Genomic DNA, 21,217 nt, shown 5'->3' on the forward strand with positions numbered 1-21,217 from the left:
CCCCCGAGCGCGCAAGTCACGAGCTGCTTGGTCGCCCACGGCGGCCCGACCCCGTACATGCGCGGCCTCCAGGGCTGGCCGGAGCGCGGCGCGGCGCACCGGTCGCGACGCCAGGAACCCGCGGCCGCGCTACTCGACCGCCTGGTCGATGTAATAGCCCACGTGCCCGCTCGGCACGCTCACCGACCCGCGCACCGGCACGAACGTCCCGGAAGGCACGATGTTCTTCGGGACGCCGTCGGCGAGGATCTGGTACCACGTGAGCCGGGTGAGGCCGCTCTGGTTCTTGGTGATCCGGAGGTAAACGTTGTCCTTTCGGTAAAGGGCTCCGCCGCTCACCGGGTCCGTCTGGAAGGCCTCCCAGGGCACCTCCCTGGGCAGCGCAAAGCTCTGCGGGCCGCGCTGCGAGGGCGGGTAGCTGTCGCCGCCGCTGTGGGTGAAGACGATGTTCTTGGTTCCGAGCGCCGAGAGGGCCGCCGGATCCACGTACCAATATTCGGTGTCCGCCGTGTAATTGCCCGTGTTCGCGCCGCCGATGGCCAGCGCCCTCGCGAACGGGACCCCGCCGAGGGACAGCTTGAAGAGCCGCCAGGACCAGCGGTCCGGCTCCAGCTGCGGCGAGGCGACCTCGCCGACCTCCTCGGAGGCGCCCTCGTCCCCGAGGTAACAGCCGGGCGTGAAGAGGGAAGAACACGCGATGACGCTGAGCAGAACCGACCGCAGTTGCATAAACTGGTCTCCCCGGAGTGTTGCTGGCGCTTTCGCCGGCGCTCTGGCCGCCGCTTCGATCAACGCTCGTTGAAGCGCTGCGCGCAGCTCGCCTTTCAGCGCCAGCCGAGGAGCTCGATATAGAGGATGCCGGATCCGCGCTCAAAGCCAAAGCAGGAATGCCACCCCATGCCGCACCAGCTCCCGTGACGACGCGCTGCGCCGGCCGGCGCGATGTCCGGCCGCGGCCCCGGGCAGCTCGCCCCGGGGCCGCGCGCCGCCGTCGATCTCGTGCGGCGCGCGCAGGTCGCGGTGGATCCGTCACCCGACGGCGCGCTGGGCGCCGGCGGGGAGGCTCTCCCCGTGCCGCTGGGTCTCCCGCACGAAGCGCGCCCACTCCTCGTCGAAGGCGCGCGCCACGCTGGGGCGCGCCCGCAGGCGCGCCTGGTACGCGCGGAGCGCCGGCCAGGCATTCAGGTCGACGGGCGTGACCGAGGACCAGTTGAGCACCGCGAAGAGGTAGGCGTCGGCGACCGAGAAGCGATCGAGCAGAAACTCCCGCCCTTCGAGCCGCCCCGCCACCCAGCCGAGGCGCGCGTCCGCCTTGGCGAGCGCGTAACCCTTGACCTCTGCCGGGGCCGCCTTGTCGAGCAGCGGCACGTAGACCGCCTTGTGGAGCTCGGTGCCGATGAAGCAGAGCCACTGCTGGAGCCGCGCCCGGCCGAGCGGATCCCGCGGCGCGAGCCCGGCTTCCGGGGACCGGTCCGCGACGAGCTGCAGGATCGCCGCGTTCTCGGTGAGGATCTCGCCGCCCTCGATCTCGAGCGCGGGCACGAGCCCGAGCGGGTGGACGGCGCGGAAGTCCGCGCCGTCCTCGGTGCGCTTCGTCTTCGGGTCGACCTCGACGAACGAGGCCTCGGCGCCGGCCTCGTAGAGCGCGATGCGCGTGGCGAGAGAGCATGCGAGCGGGGAGAAATAGAGCTTCATGAAGACCTCCTGACGGCGAGGAAGGTGCGCCTCGAGGGGCTGTGCGTCCAACGCATCGTCGTGATAGGATCTATGCGTGTCACGCATAACTTCTCTCCCCGCGCCCCCGGCCATCGGCCCGCGGCCCCAGCTCGAGATCCGCGATCTGGAGCTCGCCGTCGCGCTCGCGGCCGCCGGGAGCACGGCGGGCGCGGCGTCCGCGATGCACATCACGCAGTCCGCCGTGAGCCGGGCGCTCGCCCAGGCGGAGGAGCGGGTCGGCGCGCGCCTGTTCGAGCGCACCGCGCGCGGGGTCACGCCGACCGCCGCGGGCGAGCGGCTCATCGCGGGCGCCGGGCTCATCCTCGCGCAGCTCCGGGAGCTCGAGCTGGAGGTGGCGGCGCCCGCGGCCCCGACGACGCGCGTCCGCCTCGTGTGCGAGTGCTACACGGCGTACCGCTGGCTGCCCTCGGCGATGGCGAGCCTCCGGCGCCGGCTGCCCCGCCTCGAGGTGGAGCTCGCGGTGGAGCACACCCAGGATCCGGTCGGCGCGCTGGTCCGGGGCGACATCGACGTCGCGCTGCTCACCACCGCCTCGTTGCCGGGCCCCCGCGAGGGGGGCGGCGCGCTCGCGGAGCGGCCGCTCTTCTCGGACGAGGTCGTGTTCGTGGTCTCGACCTCGCACCCGCTCGCCGGGCGGGGGTCGCTCACGCGCGACCACCTGCGGAAGGTCCCGCTCATCACGTCGAACACGCCGCCGGCCGAGGCGCGCTGGTTCATGAGCGCCGTCTTCGGGCGAAGGCGGCCCAGGCTCGAGTTCCTGCGCTTTCCGCTGACCGAGGCCGTCATCGACGCGGCGCGCGCCGGCATGGGCATCGCGGTCCTGTCGGAGTGGATGGCGCACGGCTATCTCGGGGACGGCGATCTGACGGTCAAGCGGCTCTCGTCCGGCCCGCTGCGCCGGCCATGGCGGATCGCCTGCCGGCGCGCGTCGGAGGACGCCGCCGAGCGCCTGAGCGCCGCGCTGGAGAGCTCGGCGCCGCGGCTCTACACCCGCGCCGGGTGAGCCGGCGAGCTGCTCCTCGGGACGTACGGGGGGATGACGGAGGCGCCGAGCCAGGGCGCTGGGGGCCGGACGGACGGGTGAGGGCGGGCGGCGCGGGCGCCCTCGCCTGGGCCGACGCAGAAAAAAAATCGACGGCCGTGTCGATCTCGCGTCCGCTCGTTCGTCGCGTCGACAAGGGCGAGGGCTCACGGCCGGTCGAGGCCGCGCCGAGCCCGGCTCGAGAAGGGAGACACGACGATGCGATTCATGATGCTGATGATCCCGAGGGGATACGAGAGCGCGGCGCCGGGCACGATGCCGGACGCCAAGGCGGTCGCTGCGATGATGAGGTACAACGAATCCTTGCAGAAGGCGGGCGTGCTGCTCGCGCTCGACGGCCTCCACCCGCCCTCGATGGGCGCGCGCATCTCGTTCCCCGGAGGGAAGCCCCGGGTGGTCGACGGGCCTTTTGCCGAGGCGAAGGAGGTGCTCGGCGGCTACTGGATCATCCAGGTGAAATCGAGGGAAGAGGCGATCGCGTGGGCCTCGCGCTGCCCCGGCTCGGAAGACGCGATCATCGAGGTTCGCCAGGTCCAGGAGCTCGCGGACTTCCCCCCCGACGTCCAGGCCGTGGCCGGGCTCCCCGAGATGCTGGCGCAGCCGGCGCAGCGCATGGGGGCGTGACGCGTCGACCGCGGCGCGCCGGCGGGCGCTTGGGCGCTCGCCGGCCGACGCGACAGCGAGCGCCCAGCGCGCGGCCGGGATCAGCCGAGGCCGGTGTCCTCCGGCGTGCCCAGCATCAGATTCAGGTTCTGCACCGCCGCGCCGGAGGCGCCTTTGCCGAGGTTGTCGAGGCGCGCGACGACCAGGATCTGATCGGGCTTGCCGAACACGAAGACGTCGAGTCGGTTCGTGTCGTTGCACTCGAGGGCGCCCAGGTAGCCGTCGTCGAGCGCGCCCTGGCCGCCGAGCGGCATCACCCGGATGAACGGCTCGCCGGCATAGTACGACGCGTAGAGCTCGTGCACCGACGCGGGCGTCGCCGGTCGGCTCAGGGCGTCCACGAAGAGCGGGACCGAGACGAGCATGCCCTTGTAGAAATCGCCGACGACCGGCTGGAAGAGCGGCGCCCGCTCGAGCCCGGCGATCGCGCGCATCTCCGGCAGGTGCTTGTGCTGCAGGGTGAGCCCGTACGGGCGCGCGCTGCGGAGCTGCTCGCGGCGGGCCGGGTCGGCCTGCTCGTAGGCCTGGATCATCTTGCGCCCGCCGCCGCTGTAGCCGGTGAGCGAGTGAGCGACGACGCGGGCGTCCCTGGGCAGGAGCCCCTGGTCGACCAGCGGGACCACGAGCGCGAGGAACCCGGTCGCGTGGCACCCGGGGACGGCGACGCGCCGCGCGCGCCGGACGGCCTCGCGTTGCCCGGGGCGGAGCTCCGGGAAGCCGTACACCCAGCCGTCGGCGGTGCGGTGCGCGGTGCTCGGATCGATGACGCGCGTGCTCGGGTTCTCGATCATCCCGATGGACTCGCGGGCGGCGTCGTCGGGCAGGCACGTGATGAGCAGATCCGCCTCGTTGATCATCGCGCGGCGCGCCGCCGGGTCCTTGCGCCGCTCCGGATCGATCTCGAGCAGCTGGAGATCGCGGCGGCCCTGCAGCCGCTCGCGGATCTGGAGCCCCGTCGTCCCTTCCTGCCCGTCGATGAACACCCGATGCATGATGGGCGTTTCCATACGCCGAGCGCGCCCCCGGGACCAGCGCTTCGCGCGCCCGAGGGGCGGCCGGATCGGCGCCTTTCGCGGATGCGCGCCGAGCTCCGGAGGCACCACGAGAGCTCACCCGCGCCCCGCCGGCCCTCCAGCGCACCCGCCGTCGTCGCACACCCCCTCGGGGCGCTCCCCGCGCGCCCTGGCGACGACCACCTGGATCAGCCCCACCGTCCAGCACATCGGGCATCCGCGCAGCGCCACGAGCGCGACGGGCAGCAGCGCGATCGACGCCCAGAGGAGATCCCGCGCGAGGAGCGCCGAGGCCGCGAGGGCCCCGAGGCCGATCGCCCCGCGCGCGACGTGCGCCGCGAGGCTCTTGCTCGCGAACATGCCCCTACCCTCCTCCGTTACGCGCGGGAGGCGCGGGTGGCGCGCCCTCCCGCCGGAGGACCTCCGCCCGGACGAGCTGCCGCGCCCGGTGGAGCCGGCTTTTTCGTGTGACGTCGACGCGTCCATCGAGCGCCTCAGCCCGACCGGAGCCGGCAGGTGGACCTGCCGAGCAGAGCGTACCCGAGGCACGCGCCCGACAGCGCCGTGAACAGCAGGTACACGCCCGTCAGACCGAGCGCGCCGAGGCGCGCCGCGAGCGGCAGCGGCGCCGCCCAGGCGCACGCCAGCAGGGCCAGCGCCGAAAGACCACGGAACAGGCGATCCATCTTTCCCACATTGCGTCTCATGCGCTCCTCCATCGTTCGCCCGGAGAAGCCCCGGCGCGGGGCGAAGGATTCAGGAAATCGTCACCGGCGCGAAGCTCGCCCCGCGGGCCGCGGGCGACGCGGTCGCCGGCGCGGCGCGTCGAGGCGGGTGGTACCATCGCGGCATGGCCGATGACCTGAGCAGGGACGTGCAGCTCCTCGATCGCGATCTCGTCGCCGTGCGGCGCGATCTGCACCGGCACCCCGAGCTCGGCTACACGGAGGTGCGCACGTCGCAGATCGTCGCGGAGCGGCTGCGCGGGCTCGGCCTGTCGGTGCGCACCGGCGTGGCCGGGACGGGCGTCATCGCCGACCTCGAGGGCGAGCGCGCCGGCGGCACCCTGCTGTTGCGCGCCGACATGGACGCGCTCCCGGTCGAGGAGCAATCGGGGCACGACTTCCCGTCCGAGACGAGGGGCGTGATGCACGCGTGCGGCCACGACGCCCACGTGAGCGCGCTGCTCGGCGCGGCCACGCTGCTCGCGGCGCGCCGGGACCGCATCGCCGGCAGGGTGCGCTTCCTCTTCCAGCCCGCGGAGGAGCTCGCGGGCGGCGCGCTGCAGATGATCGAGGCGGGGGCGCTCGACGGCGTCGATCAGGCGCTCGGCGCGCACGTGATCTCGCCCCTGCCGTTCGGGGTGGTGGCGACGCGGCCCGGGCCGTTCTTCGCGGGGATCGACACGTTCGAGATCGCCGTGGTCGGGAAGGCGGGCCACGGCGGGCTGCCGCACCTGTCGGTCGATCCGATCTACACGGCGGCGCAGGTCGTGACCGCGCTGCAGTCGATCGTCTCGCGCGAGACGAAGCCGGGCGAGCCGCTCGTCGTGAGCATCTCGGCCATCTCCGGCGGGAACGCGGCCAACGTCGTCGTGGAGCGCGTGGCGCTCCAGGGTACGGTGCGGTGGTTCTCGCAGGAGAGCCGGGAGCACGCGCTCGACCGCATCCAGGGGATCGCCTCGGGGGTGTGCTCGGCGCTGCGGGCCTCGTGCGAGTTCAGGGTGCTGTCGAGCTCGCCCGTGACGGCCAACGCCGCAGCGCCCGTGGATCTGGTCGCGGCCGCGGCGCGGGCGACGCAGCGCGCAGAGGTCATGGATCCCGGGCCGCTCACGGTCAGCGAGGATTTCTCGGAGTTCACGAGCCGCGTTCCTGGATGCCTCTTCACGGTGGGGGCGGGCGGGCCGACCGCGGCGCCGCACCATCACCACGCGTTCGACCTCGATGAGCGCGCGATCGGGCTCATCGCGGAAATTTTCACCAGGGCGGCACTTTTCGCGCTCAGGCCGGAGTGACGCGGCCGGCATGCTGGCGGCCGCGATGACGAGAACGCTGCGGCCCCTCCTCACGGCCCACCGCTTCACCCTCCTCCTGCTCGCCTCGATCGCCGCCGGCGCCGGGCTCGGCCTCGCGCTCGGCGAGCGCACGGCGGTGCTCAAGCCGCTCGGCGACCTCTTCCTCAACCTCCTGTTCACCCTCGTCGTGCCGCTGATCTTCTTCTCCATCTCCTCCGCGGTGGCGGGCATGGGCAGCCTGCGGCGCCTCGGGCGCATCGTGACCGCGATGCTCGGCGTCTTCGTCGCGACCGGCCTTGTCGCTTCGGCGCTGATGCTCGCCGCCGTCGCGCTCTACCCGCCCGCCGAAGGCCTGCAGGTGACGCTGCCCGGCAAACCGGAGGTCGCGCCGGTCAGCCTCGGCGATCAGCTCGTGGGCGCCGTCAGCGTCCCCGACTTCGGCGACCTGCTCTCCCGCAGGAACGTGCTGCCGCTCATCGTGATGGCCTTCCTGGTCGGCCTCGGGACCACGGCCGCCGGCGAGCGCGGCCAGCCGGTCGCGCGCCTGCTCGCCTCGGCGAACGAGGTGATGCTCAAGCTCGTCGACTTCGTGATGTACTACGCGCCGATCGGCCTCGGCGCCTACTTCGCGCACCTCGTCGGCGCCTTCGGCCCGACGCTGCTCCAGTCGTACGTGCGCGCCGTCGGGCTCTTCTACCCGCTCGCCGCCGCGTACTTCTTCCTCGCCTTCACGCTCTACGCGTGGCTCGCCGGCCGCGGCCGCGGGGCGAGGGCGTTCTGGAAGAACATCCCCGCGCCGGCGCTCACCGCGCTCGCGACCTCGAGCAGCATGGCGGCCATCCCCGCGAACCTCGAGGCGGCGCGGCGCTCCCGGGTGCCTGACGACATCGCGGAGGTGGTCATCCCGATCGGCGCGACCATCCACATGGAGGGCTCGTGCCTCTCGGCGGTGCTCAAGACGGCGCTGCTGTTCGGCGTCTTCGGCCGCGAGCTCGGCGGAGCCGACACGTACCTGGCCGTGCTGGGGGTCGCGCTCCTGAGCGGCACCGTGATGAGCGGCGTCCCCGGCGGGGGATTCATCGGAGAGCTGGTGATCGTCTCGCTCTTCGGGTTTCCGATGGAGGCGCTGCCCATCATCTCCACCGTCGGCGCGCTCGTGGATCCGCCGGCCACGCTGGTCAACGCGGTCGGCGACAACGTGAGCAGCATGATGGTGGCCCGCCTCCTCGACGGCCCGGCCTGGCAAGAGCGGCAGGCGGACGCCGCGCCGCCCGCGACGCCCGCAGGCGCCTGACCCGGTGCGCTCCGGGAGGCGCCGCTCACGCCCGAGCAGCCAGGGCGCTCTCGCGCGCGGCGCCCGAGGACCGGCGCCCCTCACCAGCCGGAGTCGTCGTCCTCGCCCAGCACACCGCCGATCAGCCCGGCGGCGCCGCCCGCGGCCGCGCCGCCGCCGCCTCCCAGCAGACCTCCGACGAGCGCGCCCTCGGCAGCCCCGCCGACGAGATCGCCCTCCGGCGACTCCTTCGCTTCCCGCTCGGCAGCCGGGGCTGGCGTCTCCTGCCGGGTTGCGGTCGTTGCGGTCTTCGCTGGCTGGTTCTTCTTCTGCGTCTTCATGGTGGGCCTGCGTGCAACCTCCGCACCAGCAGCGGCGGGCGCTCACCGGACGTGGAGGAAACGGCTCAGCCCGGTCGGTTGCGCATGAAGTCCGCCACCTCGCCGAAGCGCTGGTCGAGGAAGGCGTGGAGCGGCGCGGGCACGCCGAGCTCGGTCATCGCCGCGCGCATGCAGCGCAGCCACGCGTCGCGCATCGCCACATCGACCGGGACGCGGGCGTGGCGCATTCGCAGCCGCGGGTGGCCGTGCGCCGCGATGTAGTCCTGCGGCCCGCCCAGCCAGCCGATCAGGAAGAGCGCGAATCGGTCCCGGCTCTCCCGCGCGACCTGGCCGCGCTCGTCGCACACGTGGAGGCGCGCGAGCGCCGGCTCGTCGCGGCCCATGAGGTCGTAGAAGCGCTCGACCAGCCGGCGCACCGCCGGCTCGCCGCCCAGCAGGGCGAAAGGGGTCTCGGACGCATCGACCATTCGCACGCCGTCTAGCGATCCGCCGCGGTGCCGTCAACGTGGGCCGGGTCGTCCGCTGCGACGTGGGTCGGGCCGCCCGCCCGGCCCGCGCTCGACGCGCTGGCGGCGCGCCGGCGCCGGACGACGCGCGGGGGCCACTTTATGAAATGGTGGGCAGCGACATCGGCTGCCCGAGCATCGGACCGGCCATCTCGTCGAGCTCTCCCGGCCACGCGCCGAACGGGCTCGACGGCCGCGATCGGCGCGATGCTCTCGTGGCGTCGGGCCTTCCGCCCGAGGCCGCCGCGGGGAGGCGGCTGCCACCTGAGGGGTTTCGATGAACCGGGAGACTCTCGCTCCAGGGATGGTGTTCCAGGGCCGCTACGAGCTCCTCTCCGTGCTCCGGGAGAGCAGCCTCGGCACCGTGTACCGGGGGCGACGGATCGAGACCGGGCAGCCGATCGCCCTCAGGCTCATGCGCCTCGACCTCGGCGGCGACCCCGCCGATCCAGAAGACCTCGCGCGCTCCCTGCAAGAGATGTGTCGCTGCGCGCAGCTCCACCATCCCAGCATCGTCCGGCCCATCGACTGGGGGCAGGCGGACGAGGGGCACGTGTTCACGGTCAGCGAGCTCGTGCCCGGCCAGAGCCTGGCCGAGCAGCTGTCGCAGCAGGGCGCGCTCGAGCCGCAGGAGGCGCGGCACCTGATGCGGCAGGTCCTCGACGCGCTGGCCTGCGCGCATAGACAGGGCATCGTCCACGGGGCGCTCCGGCCGACGCACGTGATGATCGTCCCCTCGACGGCGCGGCGGGACGCGCGCGTGCTCGATTTCGGCGTCGCCGCGGTCGCCGCGAGCCTGCGGAGCGGCCGGGGCGGAGGGCCCGCCTCGGGGACCGAGCCCCTGGGCTCGCTGGCGTATGCAGCCCCCGAGCAGATCTGGGGGCCCGCCCCGACGGCGCGCTCGGATCTGTACGCCTGGGCGCTCATGTTCCTCGAGTGCCTCACGGGCAGGCGCGCGGACCGGGCCAGCCCTCCGGACGGGGGCGATGTCCAGCAGCAGGGCCGCGGGCCGGTCCGGATCCCTCCCGCGCTCCTCGGGCACCCGGTCGGCGCGATCGTGCGGCGGGCGACGAACGAGGAGGCCGACGAGCGGCTCGTCACGGCCGAGGGCCTCCTGCGCGAGCTCGACGCCTGTGAGCCGGGCGGGCTCCGCCGCGCGGCCCTCGTCGACCTCGGCGTGCCCACCGGCGCGGAGACGGCGGAGAGCCCGGGCTCGGCGCCTCTGACGCGGCCTGCCGCGGGCGCGCTGCCCGAGGAGGTGGAGACGCCGGAGATGTCGGGGGCCACGCCGTCCGCGGAGGAGGCCCCGACGACGCCGGCGGATGCCCTGGCGACGCCGGCGGATGCCCTCGCGGCCTACGTGCCCCCGAACGTCGGCGACACCATCAAGCACTACGAGATCATCCGCAAGCTGGGCCAGGGCGGCATGGGGGTCGTGTTCCTGGCCCGCGACACGAGGCTCGGCCGCCTCGTCGCCATCAAGCTGCTCCGCGAGCACAGCCGGCAAGGCATCGCCCGCTTCCTCGCCGAGGCGCGCGCCACGGCGCGCTGCAGGCACGAGAACATCGTGGTCATCCACGAGGCGGACGAGATCCACGGGCACCCGTACCTCGTGCTCGAGTACGTCAAGGGCCGCACGCTGCGCGAGTGGATGTCGCAGCGCGAGCACCCGAGCGCGTCCGGATCGCCCATCGCGCACACGCCGCCCGGCCCGCTGTCGCCCAGCCTGGCCGTCGAGCTCATGATCCCGGTGGTCCGCGCGCTGGCCTGCGCGCACGACCTCGGGATCGTGCACCGCGACCTCAAGCCGGAGAACATCGCCCTGGAGGACTCCGGCTCCATCAAGGTGCTCGATTTCGGCATCGCCAAGCAGATCGAGGCCGAGCGGATCTCGATGTTCACGGGCGTGCGCATGGTGCTCGCCGGCGGGGCTCGGCCGAGCGCGCAGAGCACGATCCTGGGCACGCCCCGGTACATGTCCCCCGAGCAGCTGCGGGGCGGGGACATCGACGCCCGCTCCGACCTCTGGGCCGTGGGCATCATCCTCCACGAGTTGGTCACCGGGGCGCACCCGCTCGACCCGTTCTCGGCGGCGCGGCTCGTGGAGATCGTGAACCTCGAGCTGCCGATGCCCGCCACCAGCGAGCGGCGCCCGGACGTCGGCCCGCTCGGCGCCCTCATCGACCGCTGCCTGAAGAAGCGCGCGGCCGAGCGCATCGGCTCGGCCAAGGAGCTCCTCGCCGAGCTCGAGGACCTCCTGCCCGGCCGAACGTCGCTCGCGCTGAGCGAGGACGAGAGCCCGTTCGCCGGCCTCGCCGCGTTCCAGGAGGCGGACGCCCCGCGCTTCTTCGGGCGCGAGCGCGAGGTCGCCGCCCTGCTGACGCGGCTGCGCAACCAGCAGCTCGTCGCCGTCGCCGGGCCCTCGGGGGCGGGCAAATCGTCGTTCGTGCGCGCGGGCGTGATCCCGGCGTTGAAGCGCCTGGGCGATCGCTGGGAAGCGTTCATCCTGCGCCCCGGGCACAGCCCGCTGTCCGCCCTCGTCGACGTGCTCGCGCAGGTCGCCGAGGCGGAGCCCGCCAGCGCGACGGGCTCGCCCGAGCTCCCCGACCACGACGAGCTCGTCGCCACGCTGCGCGTGCAGCCGGGCAGCCTGGGCGCCCGGCTGCGCGCGCGCTGCCGCCGGGTGGGGAAGCGGCACCGCATCCTGCTCTTCGTCGATCAGTTCGAGGAGCTCTACACGCTCGGCGCCGCCGCCGAGGCGCGGGCGGCGTTCATCGCGTGCCTCGCGGGCGCGGCCGACGACGCGTCCTCGCCGCTGCGCGTCCTGCTCGCCATCCGCTCGGACTTCCTCGATCGCATCGCCGACGACCACCACTTCATGACCGAGGTGACCCGCGGGCTCTCGTTCCTCCCCTCCATGGGACGCGACGGCCTGCGCGAGGCCCTGACGCGGCCCACCGAGGCGGCCGGCCACCGGTTCGAGACCCCGGCCATGGTCGAGCACATGCTGAGCACGCTCGAGAGCACCCGGAGCCCCTTGCCGCTCCTGCAGTTCACGGCCGCGAAGCTGTGGGAGGCGCGCGATCGCGAGCGCCGGATGTTGACGCGGGAGAGCTACGAGCGGCTCGGCGGCGTGGCCGGCGCCCTGTCCTCGCACGCGGACGCGGTGCTCTCGGCGCTGCCGCCCCACGAGCAGCGGCTGGCCCGGGCGGTGCTCCTGCGCCTCGTGACGCCCGAGCGCACGCGCGCCGTCGTGCGCCTGGAGGAGCTCCGCGAGCTCGCGCCGGACGGTCAGGGCGACGCCGCCCAGGCGATCGCGCAGGTGGTCCAGCACCTCGCCGCCGCGCGGCTGCTGCTCATCGAGCCCGGCGGCGAGCGCGAGGGCACGACCGTGGAGCTGGTGCACGAATCGTTGATCGAGCGGTGGGCGAAGCTCGGGCAGTGGCTCGCCGAGAGCGAGCAGGACGCGGAGTTCCTGGCCCGGCTGCGCGCCGCGGCCGAGCCATGGGCGGCGAGCGGGCAGGCCGAGGGGCTGCTCTGGCGCGATCGCGCGGCGAGCGACGCCCGAGCGTGGTACGAGCGCCGCCGCGCCGAGCACGGGGCCGAGTGGCGCGCCGGGCTCGGCCGGCGCGAGGAGCGCTATCTCCTGGCCGTCGTGGCCTACTGCGAGCGGGCGCGCCGCCTGCGCCGGCGGCTCACCACGGGCGTGATCGCCGCGCTCACCGCGTTCGCGGTCGCGGTGTCGTACCTGGCGGTCCGCGCCGACCAGCAGGCCGCGCGCGCCGATCGGGAGGCCCTGCGCGCGCGCAACGCCACCCGCGTGGCCGCGGCGCGCGAGCTGCAGGCCGATCCCACGAGCGTGCTCGCGATCCTGCGCGAGGTCGAGCCGCGCGACGAGCCGCGGGGGTGGGCCGTCCTCGCGCGCTGGGCGCTGTACAGCAGGCTCGCGCGCGCGGTGCTCGTCCACCCGGACGGGGTGCTGGACGCGGACTATAGCCCTGACGGCAAGCGCATCGTCACCGCGTCGGCCGACAGGGCCGCGCGGGTGTGGAGCGCCGACGGCACCGGCGAGCCCATCGTCCTCCGCGGCCACACGGCTCAGGTCGAGTCGGCGGCGTTCAGCCCCGACGGCCGACGCGTCGTCACCGGGGCGCAGGACCGGACCGCGCGGGTGTGGAACGCCGACGGCGCCGGCGAGCCCATCGTCCTCCGCGGCCACGACGATCGGGTCTACGCGGCGGCGTTCAGCCCCGACGCCGCCCGCATCGTCACCGCGTCCGCCGATCGGACGGCGCGGGTGTGGCGCGCCGACGGCGCCGGCGAGCCCGTCGTCCTCCGCGGCCACACCGATCAGGTCTATTCGGCGGCGTTCAGCCCCGATGGCGAGCGCATCGTCACCGGGGCGCAGGACCGGACGGCGCGGGTGTGGCGCGCCGACGGCGCCGGCGAGCCCATCGTCCTCCGCGGCCACACCGATCGGGTGTACGCGGCGGCGTTCAGCCCCGATGGCGAGCGCATCGTCACCGCGTCCTGGGACAGGACGGTGCGGGTGTGGAACGCCGACGGCACCGGCGAGCCCATCGTCCTCCGCGGCCACACGGATCGAATCTACGGGGTGGCGTTCAGCCCCGATGGCCGGCGCGTCGCCTCCGCGTCGCAGGACGAGACGGCGCGGGTGTGGAACGCCGACGGCACGGGGGATCCGTTCGTGCTCCGCGGTCACGACGATCAGGTCTATTCCGTGGCGTTCAGCCCGGATGGCCATCACCTCGTCACCGCGTCGCACGACAGGACCGCGCGGGTGTGGAACGTCGACGACACCGGCGAGCCCCTCGCCCTCCGCGGCCACACGGATCGCGTCTACGGGGTGGCGTTCAGCCCCGATGGCCGGCGCGTCGCCTCTGCGTCGCTCGACAGGACGGTGCGGGTGTGGAACGCCGACGGCACCGGCGAGCCGATCGTCCTCCGGGGTCACGACGACGAGGTCAACTCGGTGGCGTTCAGCCCCGACGGCCAGCGCGTCGTCAGCGGGTCCGCCGACAAGACCGTGCGGGTGTGGCGCGCCGACGGCGCCGGCGAGCCCCTCGTCCTCCGCGGTCACGACGATCAGGTCTACGCGGCGGCGTTCAGCCCCGACGGCCAGCGCATCGCCAGCGGGTCCTGGGACCGGACCGTGCGGGTGTGGCGCGCCGACGGCGCCGGCGAGCCCCTCGTCCTCCGCGGCCACACGGATCGCGTCTACGCGGCGGCGTTCAGCCCCGACGGCCAGCGCATCGTCTCCGGATCGTCGGACAACACCGCCCGGGTGTGGCGCGCCGACGGCGCCGGCGAGCCGACGGTCTTGCGTGGTCACGACGACGGCATCAACGCGGTGGCGTTCAGCCCCGATGGCCGGCGCGTCGCCACCGCGTCCTGGGACCGGACCGCGCGGGTGTGGCGCGCCGACGGCGCCGGCGAGCCCCTCGTCCTCCGCGGCCACGAGCACTGGGTGCTCGGGGTGGCGTTCAGCCCCGACGGCACGCGCATCGCCACAGGATCGCAGGACGAGACCGTGCGGGTGTGGCACGGAGGCGGCGCGGGCGAGCCGCTGGTCCTCCGCGCCGTCGATGCGCCGATCAACGCCGTGGCGTTCAGCCCGGATGGCCAGCGCATCGTCGCCGCGGCGGACGACACGGTGGTGCGGGTGTGGACCGATCTCGAGGAGCTCCGCAGCGTCGAGGACCCGAAGCTGTGGGCGGCGACCACCTACTGCATGCCGGTCGACCGGCGGATGGAGCTATTGCGCGTGCCCGAGGCCGCCGCCAGGGCCAGCCGGGAGGCGTGCGTGCGCCGCGTCGAGGCGGCGCGCGCGGCCGCCGGGAGGCCCTGGTGACGCGAGCCACGCGCATCATCGGACGGGGGCGCCCCGCGCCAGAGCGCTCGGAGAGGCCGCCGCTTTCCACGCCGAGCGAGCCCGATTGCCTCCGCGGCGGGTTCTCGTTCAGGCCGCGGAGAATCGTGATAACACCGCCCTCGGCGGAGCCTCGAGGAGCAAGCTTTGAAAAATCCCGTGCTGTTCATCCACGGCGGCGGTGAAGGTGCATATGAAGCGGACAGACCGCTCGCGGAGTCCCTCCAGGGCGCGCTCGGCGTCGAGTACGACGTCCGCTATCCAGCGATGCCGAACGAGCGGAACCCGACCTATGCAGCGTGGAAGGACGCGATCGCGCGGGAGCTCGCAGCGTTCGAGCGCAAGGCGGCGCTCGTCGGCCACTCGTTCGGCGCTTCGCTCCTGCTGAAGTACGCCGCCGAGGAGCCGCTTGACGGCCGAGCTTCCGGCCTCTTTCTCATCGCCGCGCCGTTCTGGCGTGTCGAGGACTGGGACGTGCCCGAGTTTGCGCTCGCCGACGATTTCGCGGCCAAGCTGCCGGCGGAGCTACGGCTCTTCTTCTATCACAGCCGTGACGACGAGACCGTGCCGTTCACGCACCTCGCGCGCTACCGCGAAGCGCTCCCCAGCGCGACCTTTCGCGAGCTCGACGCCCGCGGTCATCAGCTCGAGGATGACCTCGCGGAGGTCGCCGCGGACGTCCCGCTCGTGAGGTGAGGGGGAGCGCCGCACGCGCGCTCAGACGACCTCGAGGCCGCCTATCTCGATGTACCTGTCGGTGCGTTGTCGCCTCTTCTCGCTCTACGACACCGGGAAGGCAGCGGCGGTTTCATGGCCCGCGGGAGCCCTCCGTGCGGCGGCGCTGATCGCGCACCTCGCCTGGTTCGCTCACGAGCTCGACCTGAGCGTCCTGACGAGAAAGCTCGGCTCCTCTCCGCCTCCCTGCTCACGAATGAACTTGAGCGCTTTGCCGAGGGGGTTCGCCGCGGCCACCTCTCCTCGAAAGGAGCACCTGTACTTGAGCGGCAACGTCGCTTGGCCTGCGACGTCATGGAACCATGCACCGCTGTTCGACGCACCGACGGCGGCGCCCGCGAGCGCGCCGAGCTCCAAGACGGAGGTCCAGAACGCCGTGACATCCTCCTCCTCGTCGGGAAACCCCGTTCTGGCCATTTCCTGCTCCAGCAGCTCAAGGGCTCCGAGAGGTTCGGTCGCGCCCGATCCTTCTACGAGCTCGCGCGCGAGCTCCTGCATCGCGCCGTTGACGAGTCGATCGACCGCGCCCTCATCGATCGCGGCCTGAGGCAGATCCTGGTCGAGAGTCGCAGGGTCATCGCCGACCCAGAGCCGAGCTCCGCACGCCGCGACGGCATCGCGGAGAAACGCAGGCGGATCGTGCTGACAATTGTAGAACAGCTCGAGCTCACCATAGGCTCGACGCGGGTTGAGGCACCGGATCAGCGCAACGATGGTCGAGAGGGCTGGTCGTGCCGATATCTCGGCTGCCGTTCGGTGGTCGGTCTGAATCACGCGCGCACGACCGTCCTTCGATTCGAGCTCCACGTCGATGCGATCTAGCGAGATGTACATGGGCTGGGCTCCTGCGAGGAGGAAGCTGTACAAGGCGGATGTGAACGGCGCTGTTCTGCTTGGGCTTGAGCGGCGGCCAGAGCGTCACGCCAGCATGACGGGGATGAACTCCTGCTAGACGGAGGTCTCCCGCCGCCGGACATGCTGTTCGAGCCAGCCGAGGAGCTGGTCCCGTGGAAGCGCGCCAGAGGCTAGTGAGAGCATGATTCGCTCCTGTTCGTCGACATGCGCATCAAGGGAGTAGCCGTTCAGCATGAGGAAGACCTCCATCGCGGCATGACCGACACGCTTGTTACCGTCGACGAACGGGTGGCCTTGCACCAGCGAGAAGCAAAGCGTCGCTGCCTTGGCGACGACGGTAGGATAGAGCTCCTCACCTGCGAAGGTTGCCTTCGGCTGGGCCACGGCAGCCTCGACGGCTCGGAGGTCGCGAACGCCTGCGGCGCCACCGCTCTCCGCAAGGACCCGCTCGTGGAGGTAAAAGACCTCCGCCAAGGTCAAGTAACGCACTCTCAGGCGAGCCGCCTGTACAGCTCTGCGTTCTTCTGAAGGACGATCTCGGCTGCAGCTAGAAACTCGTCCTCCGGCGTCGTCAGCAGATCTGCCACGGCGGCCCGCGCCAGCTCTTCCGGCTGCAAGCCGAGGCTCTTTGCGCGTTCATGCAGGCGGTCGGCTTGCGCGGGCGACAGGTCGATGGCGAGCTTCATCGCGCGCAGTGTACCTCGGGCGACCCTGGCCGTCACCCGGCGCGGGGATAAGCCGGCGAGCGATGAACCCCGCGGGGCAGGGCGGTCCCATCCGTCCCCGGGAGCGCAGAGGTGGGCCGAGATCGCGCCCTCACCCGCGATCGGAGGTGGCCCCGACGAGCCGGGCCCCGTCGATGCCCCCGCCGAGACGGCGGCCGAGCTGCCGACCACGACCGAGGCCGCCCTCTCGAGATGGTGCTCGGCCTCCCGGGCGTCGGGCCGCGCATCCTCGGCACCGCCGCCCTCCCCTCGCTCGGTCGCCGCTCGCCCGTGGCCCTCGCCGAGCGCACCCAGGTCGCGCTCGTCGACGCCAGACGGCTACGGGTTGGCCTCTCGCGCAGGACGGGGCGGGGAGCCACCGGGCCCTTCGCAGCGCGCCTCATCGCGATCGGTCTGCGCGCGTTCGGGTGATGCGCCATCAAGACGCTCTCCTACCAACAAGGATCCTGGCAGTCGCCCGCGCGTCGATGACGCCGGGGATGTGCCGCAGCGCTGACGCGACTCGCTCGGAGAAAACATCGAGAGCCTGGACGGCGAGGCGCACCGCGCGCTGCAGGATCTCTGGCTTGACCACGAGCTCTCTTGGTTGAGCGGGTATGCCGTGCTCGGAGTCTTCCCGAATGTGAAGCATCGGGGCAGCATACCAGGCCATGAGCCATGGGTGACCGATCCAGAGCACCTCGGGCGATTCGGCCGACCGATGGGCGGCTGTCCGCCAATTTTCGAGATCGCTTAAATCACCACAACAGGCCGGTAACAAGAGGACCTCGCCGTCGTCGACGAGCGCGAGGCCACCGCTGAGGGCGTCGACCTCGTCGTCCGCTGGAGCGCTGTCGCCGAGGTGTGCACGCAGGACCCGGACCAGCGCGTCCTGGGACGTCAGCGCATCGATCGCAACGAACCACGAGCCGAGCACGATGGGGTCAACACCGGCCAGGCCGCCCGCACGAAGGCACGCCCGCCAGTAGCCATCGCTTTCCGTTGCGGTCCACGGCCCCGAGCTCGGATGGGGCGCCGAGCCGAAGCGGCCGGGCTCAAGCTCCACGACGGGCATCAGCCGAAGCGCGTCCGTCGTGACGCGAAGGTTAGGGTGCTCCTCTGACCAGCATCGGGCCATGTCCACCTTCGTTCTCGCGCCCCAGCGCCCTGGCGATCACCGGCGGTCGAAGCGCGTCTGATTCATGGCCTGTTGGGCCGCATCCGTCACCCGTCAGGAGAGCACTTCGGCGGCGGTCTTCGCCCCAAGGACGTTATCGATCCAGCGATCGAGGATCGCGATGTCCGTGCATGCCTGGATGCGCGCGCTCTCGTTCTCGCTGAGCACGATCCCCGCACGCGCGAGCAGCCGCAACAGCGTATCCCTCTTGCCCTTGAGCTCGCCCTCACGCATGCCCTCGAGCTTGCCCTCACGCATGCCCTCGAGCTTGCCCTCACGCATGCCGCGATCGATGAGCTTCTGCACGAACGGGGGAAACGTCGCCTCGCCTTCGATCTGCCGTTCCATGATCAACGCCTCCAGAGCCTGCCGCATCGGCTCACGCAACGCGTTCCAGATGAGCTGAAAGTAGACCATCGCGTGCTCCTGGTCGAGCCGGCCAAGGGCAGCGAGCGCCGCCAGGACCACGGCGGGTCCGTTCGGCCCGTTGCCGTGCGCCACCGCCGAGAGCACGGCGAGCTCCGTCTCCGCCTCCGCCTCGCTCGGATCGGTGATCTCGGGGACGACGGCCGGGCCGAGCACCAGGGGCGCGACGTGGCCGAGGCCCAGGCCGAGATCGATGCTCTCCGCCGCCCAGGCAGCCACGCCGGCGTCCCGAACCGGCCCGTACTCGGCGAGCCGTCGCCCGGAGATCAGCTGAGCACGAGGTAGGAGTCGCCGAACTCGTGGCAAAGATACCCCGCCTGCTCGGCGTACGCGTTGGCGCGGTGGAGCAGCGGGGCCGGCGCGAACGCCTCGAGGAGCCGGAAATGGCTCTCGGTCGGGTCGTGCACGCCGGTCAGGAGCCCGTCCACCACCCGCGGCCGGAAGCCAGGGTGGAGGACCAGATCGGTGACGCCCGAGCCGGCCCGAAGCTCACCGCCGTTCTGGGCGGCGCAGCCCTCCAGGGCGCGCGTCACCGTCGTGCCCACCGCGACGATCCGGCGCCCGCTCGCCTTGGCCTCGCGCACCGCCGCCACCGTCTCCTCCGGGATCTCGAAGCGCTCCGGCAACGGGAGCAGCGCGTCGAGCGCCGGCTCGCCGGTCGACGAGATCCCGGCCGCGTGCGTCAGCGAGGCGACGCGCACGCCGCGGCGGATCAGCTCGAGCAAGAGCCCCCACACGAGCGGCCGTCCCGCCGACGGGAGCTCGGCGCAGAGCGGCCGGCTCGCGTAGCGCGTCTGCGTGTGCCAGAGCTCGAGCGGCGCCGCGACGTACGCGTACTGGATCGGCCGCCCCCTCCGGTAGAGCGCCGACCAGAGCGGCGCGCCCCGCTCGCGGAAGGCGATCTCGACGAGGCGCGGCGAGGCCGGCGACACCCGCTCGACCGCGGCCGACAGGTCGTCGCCGAACGTCACCGCGTCGCCCGGGCCGAGCGCGGGCGGCGGCGGGCGATCCTCGGTGCGCGTGTGCCAGTCGCCCGCGCCGAACAGGAGGGCCGCGTAGCGCCCCTCGGACAGCTCGCCGATGAGGCGCACCTCCACCGCCGCGCCGCCCCCGGTCGCGCCGTGGAGCGACGCCGGCAGCGTGGCGCCGTCGTTCACGACCAGGAGATCGCCCGGATCGAGGAGCGCGGGCAGATCCGCGATGCGCCCGTCGCGCAGGCGCCCGAGGCGGGGATCCACGTGGAGGAGCCGCTCCTCGAGGGGGTTCTCGCGAGGCCAGGCGGCGGGGCTCATGGCGCCTCCTCGAAGCGCGCGGCCTCGACGCGCGCGCCGCTCGGCACCTCGCCGGCGCGGCCGATGAGGGCGACGATGCGCCTCGCCACGTCCGCGGGGTCGGCCAGCGCGCTCGGATCGGCGTCGGGGATCGCCTCGGCGTGCATCCGCGTGTTCATCTCGCCGGGATCCACCGCGTAGAAGGCGACGCCCGTGCCCTCGAGCTCGGCGGCCCAGGTGCGGCTGAGGTGATCGAGCGCCGCCTTCGAGGCGCCGTACGCGCCCCACCGCGGGTAGGCGTTCACGGCCGCGTCCGAGCTGATGTGGACGACCACCCCGCGCCGCCGCAGCGCCATCGCGCCCGCGATCACCTTGGTGAGGCGGAACGGGCCGACCACGTTGACCTCGAGCACGCGGCCGAGATCCTCGCACTCGGTGTCGAGCAGGATCGGCAGCGGCGTCCTGCCGAGCGTGCTCGCGTTGTGGACGAGCAGATCGATGGGACCGACCAGCGCCGCCGCCGCGCCGGCGATCGCGTGGGTCTGGCCCTTGTCGCCGATGTCCGCCGCGAGCGCGTGCGCCACCCCGCCCTGCGCGGCGATCTCGGCCGCCACGGCCTCGAGCGGCGCGCGCTCGCGCGCGACCAGGACCACCTTCGCGCCCCTCCGGGCGAGCTCCCGCGCGAGCGCGGCGCCCAGCCCGCGGCTCGCCCCGGTGACCAGCGCCGCGCGCGGCGCGAACGGCGCGCCCCGCGCGGCGTGGGCGTCCCGCGCGGCGTCGGCGTCCCGCGCGGCGTCGGCGAGAGACGGCTGGGAGATGCCTCCAGCCTGGATCAGCGACTCGCTTCCGGTCGACTCGTCGTTCATGGTGCTTCCTCCTCGCCCAGAGCCTAATCTGCGCTGACCCATAATTTGGAGCCACCTCCAGTATCTTGGAATCATGCTAATCTCCGGTCATGGATCAGGATGCGGAGCTCGCCGGGCGGCTCGCGAAGAACATCAAGCAGCTGCGCGAGGCCCGCGGGCTCACGCAGCAGCAGCTGGCCAAGCTCGCCGGCGTGCCCCGGGCGACGTGGGCGCACCTCGAGTCCGGCGCGGCGAACCCGACGCTCGGCGTGCTCCACCGCGCCGCCGCCGCGCTCCAGGTCTCGATCGAGGAGATGCTCTCCGCGCCCCGCGCCACGTGCCAGCTCTACGCGCGCGACGCGCTGCCCACGCGCTCCCCCGGCCAGGCGCTCGTCCGCAAGCTCCTGCCGGATCCGATCCCGGGCATGGAGATGGATCGCATCGAGATCCCCCCGGGCGGGCGCATGACGGGCGTCCCGCACACCCCCGGCACCCGCGAGTACCTGACGTGCGAGTCGGGGGAGCTCCAGCTCGTGGTCAGCGGCGAGCGGTTCACGCTCGGCGCCGGCGACGTCGCGGTGTTCCGCGGCGATCAGCGCCACTCGTACCACAACCCCGGCAAGCAGCAGGCGGTCGGCTACTCGGTCGTGGTGCTCGCGCGGGTGCTCTGACCGGGGCGCGCCGCCCGCCGCGCTGCCGGCGGAGAGCGCGCCTTGCTACGCTGG

21 protein-coding genes are annotated in these 21,217 nt (G+C 73.0%); 7 read left to right on the plus strand and 14 right to left on the minus strand.

Translation table 11 applies throughout. The annotated features are described in order from the left end of the window. Window positions 1-129: 129 nt before the first annotated feature. Window positions 130-729: a hypothetical protein gene (locus WMF26_RS30155; protein ID WP_437995515.1), complete on the minus strand. Its 600-nt coding sequence runs from the start codon at window positions 727-729 to the stop codon at window positions 130-132. 300 nt (window positions 730-1,029) lie between these two features. Further along, a complete protein-coding gene (locus WMF26_RS30160; RefSeq protein ID WP_437995516.1) occupies window positions 1,030-1,695 on the minus strand; it encodes a glutathione binding-like protein in 666 nt (221 codons plus the stop codon). Window positions 1,696-1,771: 76 nt separating this feature from the next. Here WMF26_RS30160 and WMF26_RS30165 point away from each other — a divergent pair, with 76 nt between their 5' ends. Both WMF26_RS30165 and WMF26_RS30170 read left to right on the plus strand, forming a co-directional pair. Then, entirely contained in the window at window positions 1,772-2,740 is a 969-nt protein-coding gene (locus tag WMF26_RS30165) for a LysR family transcriptional regulator (RefSeq protein ID WP_437995517.1), read from the plus strand. 237 nt (window positions 2,741-2,977) lie between these two features. Then, entirely contained in the window at window positions 2,978-3,403 is a 426-nt protein-coding gene (locus WMF26_RS30170) for a YciI family protein (RefSeq protein WP_437331833.1), read from the plus strand. A gap of 80 nt (window positions 3,404-3,483) precedes the next feature. Here WMF26_RS30170 and argC read toward each other — a convergent pair whose 3' ends face one another. The 3 genes from argC to WMF26_RS30185 form a co-directional block, all read right to left on the minus strand. Then, on the minus strand, window positions 3,484-4,437 hold the full coding sequence (gene argC, locus WMF26_RS30175) for an N-acetyl-gamma-glutamyl-phosphate reductase (RefSeq protein WP_061625575.1): 954 nt from the start codon (window positions 4,435-4,437) through the stop codon (window positions 3,484-3,486). Window positions 4,438-4,551: 114 nt separating this feature from the next. Next, window positions 4,552-4,815, minus strand: a complete 264-nt coding sequence (locus WMF26_RS30180; protein ID WP_437995518.1) for a hypothetical protein — start codon at window positions 4,813-4,815, stop codon at window positions 4,552-4,554. A gap of 134 nt (window positions 4,816-4,949) precedes the next feature. Beyond that, a complete protein-coding gene (locus WMF26_RS30185; protein ID WP_437995519.1) occupies window positions 4,950-5,162 on the minus strand; it encodes a YgaP family membrane protein in 213 nt (70 codons plus the stop codon). Between the two features lie 143 nt (window positions 5,163-5,305). Here WMF26_RS30185 and WMF26_RS30190 point away from each other — a divergent pair, with 143 nt between their 5' ends. Both WMF26_RS30190 and WMF26_RS30195 read left to right on the plus strand, forming a co-directional pair. After that, entirely contained in the window at window positions 5,306-6,469 is a 1,164-nt protein-coding gene (locus tag WMF26_RS30190; protein WP_437995520.1) for a M20 metallopeptidase family protein, read from the plus strand. A gap of 25 nt (window positions 6,470-6,494) precedes the next feature. Next, complete coding sequence (locus tag WMF26_RS30195) at window positions 6,495-7,763, plus strand: dicarboxylate/amino acid:cation symporter (protein ID WP_437995521.1); 1,269 nt, start codon at window positions 6,495-6,497, stop codon at window positions 7,761-7,763. An 80-nt stretch (window positions 7,764-7,843) separates the two neighbouring features. Here WMF26_RS30195 and WMF26_RS30200 read toward each other — a convergent pair whose 3' ends face one another. Both WMF26_RS30200 and WMF26_RS30205 read right to left on the minus strand, forming a co-directional pair. Beyond that, entirely contained in the window at window positions 7,844-8,083 is a 240-nt protein-coding gene (locus WMF26_RS30200) for a hypothetical protein (RefSeq protein WP_437995522.1), read from the minus strand. 65 nt (window positions 8,084-8,148) lie between these two features. After that, window positions 8,149-8,550, minus strand: a complete 402-nt coding sequence (locus tag WMF26_RS30205) for a group II truncated hemoglobin (protein WP_020737951.1) — start codon at window positions 8,548-8,550, stop codon at window positions 8,149-8,151. A gap of 316 nt (window positions 8,551-8,866) precedes the next feature. On the opposite strand from WMF26_RS30205, the gene WMF26_RS30210 reads away from it, so the two are divergent. After that, window positions 8,867-14,461: an nSTAND1 domain-containing NTPase gene (locus WMF26_RS30210; protein WP_437995523.1), complete on the plus strand. Its 5,595-nt coding sequence runs from the start codon at window positions 8,867-8,869 to the stop codon at window positions 14,459-14,461. Window positions 14,462-14,626: 165 nt separating this feature from the next. Further along, window positions 14,627-15,175, plus strand: a complete 549-nt coding sequence (locus tag WMF26_RS30215) for an alpha/beta fold hydrolase (protein WP_437995524.1) — start codon at window positions 14,627-14,629, stop codon at window positions 15,173-15,175. A 171-nt stretch (window positions 15,176-15,346) separates the two neighbouring features. On the opposite strand, the gene WMF26_RS30220 is transcribed toward WMF26_RS30215, so the two are convergent. The 7 genes from WMF26_RS30220 to WMF26_RS30250 form a co-directional block, all read right to left on the minus strand. Continuing rightward, window positions 15,347-16,048 (minus strand): hypothetical protein, encoded by a 702-nt coding sequence (locus WMF26_RS30220; protein WP_437995525.1) that lies wholly within the window; start codon window positions 16,046-16,048, stop codon window positions 15,347-15,349. Between the two features lie 114 nt (window positions 16,049-16,162). Then, a complete protein-coding gene (locus WMF26_RS30225) occupies window positions 16,163-16,558 on the minus strand; it encodes a type II toxin-antitoxin system death-on-curing family toxin (protein ID WP_437995526.1) in 396 nt (131 codons plus the stop codon). 2 nt (window positions 16,559-16,560) lie between these two features. Further along, complete coding sequence (locus WMF26_RS30230; RefSeq protein ID WP_437720551.1) at window positions 16,561-16,755, minus strand: DNA-binding protein; 195 nt, start codon at window positions 16,753-16,755, stop codon at window positions 16,561-16,563. A gap of 457 nt (window positions 16,756-17,212) precedes the next feature. Beyond that, window positions 17,213-17,848, minus strand: a complete 636-nt coding sequence (locus WMF26_RS30235) for a hypothetical protein (protein WP_437995527.1) — start codon at window positions 17,846-17,848, stop codon at window positions 17,213-17,215. Between the two features lie 156 nt (window positions 17,849-18,004). Next, a complete protein-coding gene (locus WMF26_RS30240; protein WP_437995528.1) occupies window positions 18,005-18,595 on the minus strand; it encodes a hypothetical protein in 591 nt (196 codons plus the stop codon). A 47-nt stretch (window positions 18,596-18,642) separates the two neighbouring features. Further along, window positions 18,643-19,668, minus strand: a complete 1,026-nt coding sequence (locus WMF26_RS30245) for an S-adenosylmethionine:tRNA ribosyltransferase-isomerase (protein ID WP_437995529.1) — start codon at window positions 19,666-19,668, stop codon at window positions 18,643-18,645. After that, on the minus strand, window positions 19,665-20,513 hold the full coding sequence (locus WMF26_RS30250) for an SDR family NAD(P)-dependent oxidoreductase (RefSeq protein ID WP_437995530.1): 849 nt from the start codon (window positions 20,511-20,513) through the stop codon (window positions 19,665-19,667). Before WMF26_RS30250 ends, WMF26_RS30245 begins: the two co-directional genes overlap by 4 nt. 89 nt (window positions 20,514-20,602) lie before the next feature. Between WMF26_RS30250 and WMF26_RS30255 the strand changes: the two genes are divergently transcribed. Further along, window positions 20,603-21,163, plus strand: coding sequence for a helix-turn-helix domain-containing protein (locus WMF26_RS30255; protein WP_437331850.1), 561 nt, complete (start codon window positions 20,603-20,605; stop codon window positions 21,161-21,163). Window positions 21,164-21,217: the final 54 nt, after the last annotated feature.

This window comes from Sorangium sp. So ce185, assembly GCF_051526825.1.
Taxonomy (GTDB): Bacteria; Myxococcota_A; Polyangia; order Polyangiales; family Polyangiaceae; genus Sorangium; species Sorangium cellulosum_D.